Origin of the sequence: Armatimonas sp., assembly GCF_043760365.1 — a bacterium.
In the GTDB taxonomy this organism is placed as follows: domain Bacteria; phylum Armatimonadota; class Armatimonadia; order Armatimonadales; family Armatimonadaceae; genus Armatimonas.
Genome location: NZ_JAYUPA010000618.1, coordinates 1 through 4237 on the forward strand (window position 1 = coordinate 1; position 4237 = coordinate 4237).

At 56.4% G+C, this 4237-nt stretch carries 4 protein-coding genes; 2 read left to right on the plus strand and 2 right to left on the minus strand.

Features of this window, described 5'->3' with window-relative positions:
- The coding region (locus ACH2EH_RS14145) for a toprim domain-containing protein (protein ID WP_395142688.1) at nt 1-1431 on the plus strand (1431 nt) is incomplete at its 5' end.
- Nucleotides 1418-2323, plus strand: a complete 906-nt coding sequence (locus ACH2EH_RS14150) for a phosphodiester glycosidase family protein (RefSeq protein WP_395142690.1) — start codon at nt 1418-1420, stop codon at nt 2321-2323. The genes ACH2EH_RS14145 and ACH2EH_RS14150, both read left to right, overlap by 14 nt.
- Here ACH2EH_RS14150 and ACH2EH_RS14155 read toward each other — a convergent pair.
- Together ACH2EH_RS14155 and ACH2EH_RS14160 are read right to left on the minus strand one after the other, a co-directional pair.
- On the minus strand, nt 2320-3096 hold the full coding sequence (locus ACH2EH_RS14155) for a hypothetical protein (protein ID WP_395142691.1): 777 nt from the start codon (nt 3094-3096) through the stop codon (nt 2320-2322). The two genes, ACH2EH_RS14150 and ACH2EH_RS14155, sit on opposite strands and share 4 nt — an antisense overlap.
- Nucleotides 3097-3116: 20 nt before the next feature.
- Entirely contained in the window at nt 3117-4016 is a 900-nt protein-coding gene (locus tag ACH2EH_RS14160) for a hypothetical protein (protein WP_395142692.1), read from the minus strand.
- Nucleotides 4017-4237: the final 221 nt, after the last annotated feature.

Sequence of the window (4237 nt, forward strand, 5' to 3'; positions counted from 1 at the left end):
GGCAAGCTCGCCTACTCCGCGGACCGTATCCGTACCCGTATCCGTGAGCTGTCGTATCTCAATAAAGAAGTCGCCATCACGTTTATTGATGAACTCAACGACGAAGAGCCCATTACGTATCACCACAAACGGGGAATTGCGGAGTATGTCGCGCACCTCAATGAGAACAAGGACCCGATTCACTCCCGTGTGATCTACTTCTACCGGGAGCGTGAGTACCGAGAGGGCGAGCACGCTCAGATCGAAATCGCGCTTCAGTACAATAAAGGCTACCAGGAGAATATCTACTCCTTCGCCAATAACATCAACACTCAAGATGGTGGCACGCACCTCTCGGGCTTCCAGACGGCGCTCACCCGCGTGGTGAACACCTACGCTCGCAAGGCGAACTACCTCAAGGAGAAAGATAATAACTTCTCCGGCGACGATGTTCGTGAGGGGCTGGTCGCGGTGATCTCCGTGCGGATCTCCAATCCCCAGTTTGAGGGCCAGACAAAAAACAAGCTCGGCAACCCCGAGATTCAAGGGGTCACGAACTCCATTGTTGGCGAGGGACTGGCGGAGTTCTTCGAGGAAAACCCCAATATCGCTAAGGCAGTGCTGGAAAAAGCGTCTATTGCACAGCGTGCTCGTGATGCGGCGCGAAAGGCAGCGGATCTCATTAAGCGCCAGAGCGCGATGGACGGCGGCGGTCTTCCCGGCAAGCTCGCGGACTGCATGGAAAAAGACGCGAGTAAGTGTGAATTATACATCGTCGAGGGAGACTCTGCAGGCGGGAGTGCCAAACAAGGACGGGATCGCCGCACGCAGGCCATCTTGCCTCTTCGCGGTAAGATTCTCTGTGTCGAGAAAGCGCGCATTGACAGAGCGCTTGACAACGATGGGATCAAGCAGCTCATCATGGCCATTGGTGCCGGACTCTCGCTTTCCACGTCCACGGATGAGGAAAAAGACAAGGGCAATAACTTCGATCTGGCCAAGCTGCGCTACCATAAGATCATCATCATGGCCGATGCCGACGTGGACGGCGATCATATTCGCACGCTGCTGCTCAACTTCTTCTACCGCTACATGAAGCCGCTCGTGGATCACGGACATGTTTATGTTGCACAGCCGCCGCTCTACTCGATCCGCGTGGGGAAAGACCAGAAAATCTACGCCCGCACCGAGGCTGACCGAGATCGGATCTTGAAAGAGATCAAGAAGCGCGACACGCACGTCACCCGGTTTAAGGGACTGGGCGAGATGAACCCGGAGGATCTGGCGGACACGACCATGAACCCGGCCAATCGCATCCTGGCCCAGGTCACGGTCGAGGAGGCCGCCGAGGCGGATCATATGTTCACGGTTCTGCTGGGCGACAAAGTTGAGCCGCGCCGTGCCTTTATTGAAAAGTACGCCAAAGAGGTTAAGAACCTTGACTTCGTCTAAACCGCGAAACCTGACCTCTGGAGCCGCCGCATCTCTCGCGGCGGCTCTTTTGCTTACGGGATGTACCACGGAGCCGCCCACCGAGATCCGTGTCGCAGAAGGAGTCACGTTTCGCACCGACAAAGCCTCGGGTGCACAGACACTGACCGTAGACAATACGCTCGCCCGTATCCGACCGATTGTCGTTGCTGAAAACCTTCAGCATCTACGTAACAATCTAGTGGGCGATGCGAAGACGGTTCACGAGTGGGCGCAGAAATACGGGGCGGTCGCGGGAGTGAATGGCGGTTTCTTCGGGGAGTCCTACGACTCTCTGGGACGGCGCAAGCAGCTCGTCCAGCTCTGCGTGGTAGAGGGAAAAATCGTTGCACCGGGGACACCCGTTGGGACGGCGCTCCGCTCCGCAATCGGCTTCACGCAGTCCGGTAAGCCGGAAATCGCCTGGGTCGTCGGGACAGAGAAAGATGGCGCACGGCGCTACGAGAAACCTACCAAGGCTAAAAACGGCCTGACGTGGCGTATGGACTATGCCCTGGCCTGTGGCCCACGCCTGATCCACCGGGGAAAGATAGATGTCGCAGATCGGGCAGAGAAGCTTGTCAGCGATGTCCGGACGGGCCGGATGGCGGTGGCGCTGAGTGCGCGCTACCTGGTTTTCTGCCGCGCCGATGCCATGACCTACGGGGAACTTGCCCACTCGCTAGTAGAGTTCTTCAAGACGACACTACATAGTTCGCCCGACGAGGCGATGTGCCTGGACGGTGGCCCCTCCGCGCAGATGGTCTACCAGGATGGCGGCGGGCTGAAAGATGTCGAGCCCACCGGCGTCCAGGTTCCCACAGCGATCCTATTGGTACCAGTTGCCGATGGGGCAGTCAAAATGCCGCGCTAGCCACGTCCCGGCATCATCGGCATGCTGGGAGCCACGTAGGGCACTTGTTTGTAGCCCGCTGGAGTGGCAAAAAGACTGTCAGGCAGAGGGGCTTCAGAGAGAGTGGTCGTTTTCATCGTCACCGTCATTTGCTGTCCCATCACGTCCTGGGTCATGGTGGTCTGAAGCGGAATTCCCTTGACGGACTTCATCTTCTCAGTCATGTCCTTCACAAAGGGCATGCTGGCGACACCCGCGGGCATCGCCTGGCTCATTGCTGCCCCGGAGAGCGTGATGCCGGGAAATTCCGCCGTCCAGAGCTCGGTCTTACTGGTGATGGGAGGTATCTGCGGAACATCACCTTTGGGGGCATCTTTAGCTGCCGCGTTCTTCATGCCTAGCTTGATCGTCATTGTCATGACGTACTGCTGTGTCTTTTTACCCTGAAGGATCTGGGTTTTCCCTGTAGGCTTCACACTCACATCAGCCTTGATATCCATCATCGCCAGCATCGGGCTCATGGCCTTTGCCGCCGCGTCTTTAGGAATAACCTGGTAGGTTTTCTTCTCCGGGTTCAGCATCAACATGCGCTGCCCGTCGAAGATCGTCACCCCCCCCCCCGACTCCGTGCGAGTTCGGTTGCCCTTATAGTACATTGTCACCGTGGGAGTCTTTGGCGCACCGCCGTCTTTTTGGACGCGCTTTCCCAGGTCGCCGCTCATACTCGTCTGCTGAACCAGTTTAAGATCCGCGTGGGCCGCTGCACTGAGTGACAGTGCAGCAGCGAGGGCCATGATGCCTTTATACATTTTAACTACCCTCCAAAACCCGGGATCTGTGGCATCTCGTACGGAACCTTCTTAAGGCCCGTAGGAACCGCAAAGAGACTCTCGGGAAGCTCCGCCTCACTCAGCTCAGTCACCTCGGTCTTGTTCGTGACCGGCTTGGAGAGATCAGCACCTTGTGCCTCGGCAAACGGGCTCTGGATCTTAATTTTCATGTTGGTCAGGAGCGAAAAACCTTTAATTTGAGCCATCGTTGCCATCAGGTTTTTCATGCCGGGCATGTTGTTCATCATCTTCATCATGCCCCCCATCATTCCACCACCGATACCGGGTAGCTGGGGTGCATTGGGCTTTCCCGCCGTGTCGGGAAGTTGGATCTCTTCCGTCGTCCACTGCTCGCCTTCCATGGAGATATTGGCCACCTCAGCGCCCTCTTCGCCACCCTTCATGCTCATGCTCATGGTGGCGGTCCAGAGGTAATCTGTGGCTTTCTTACCCGCGATCACACGCTCATGCCCCCCCTTCTTGACATCGCTCTTGACCTTCATCTCAAGCATTTCGAGGAAGCCCGCTGCGGGGCCTGCGCCTTCAGTGAGCTGCTTGGTCATGTCCGCGATCTTGACCACCGAGTAGGTCTTCTTCTTAGGATCAATCCGTGTGATAGTGCCTGCCGTATTGTCCGTGATCGTGACTGCACCAGTCGCCTCGTCAACGCGCGTCTTGGATCCCTTGTAGTAGGTGATTGTCTGGATTGCCTCACCAGGCTTGGGAGTGGGAATATTGGCTCCAAGCCCTCCCCCCAGCCCGCCTATCGCGGGGGCGTCCATCGTCATCTTGGAGACGACCTTCAGATCCGCACGTGCACTCCCCGCCAGTGCCAATAATATAAGACCGGGCACCAGTGCCCGTTGCATTTGATTAAAAAACATCACAAAAATTACCTCTCTTCATTTCCCTCAGTTACTGAGGAGAATACCTCATTTCAGGCACTATTTGTTCCCACAAAAATAGTGTCCTACGCCACATCTTCTCTTGACAACTCCTATGCCTAGGGTTACACTCAATCCGGCGATAGGCCAAAACAGGACCGCTAAGGATCTAAGGATAAGGAACGAAATATTGACGCGCTTTAGTACGAACCGCCTGCAGA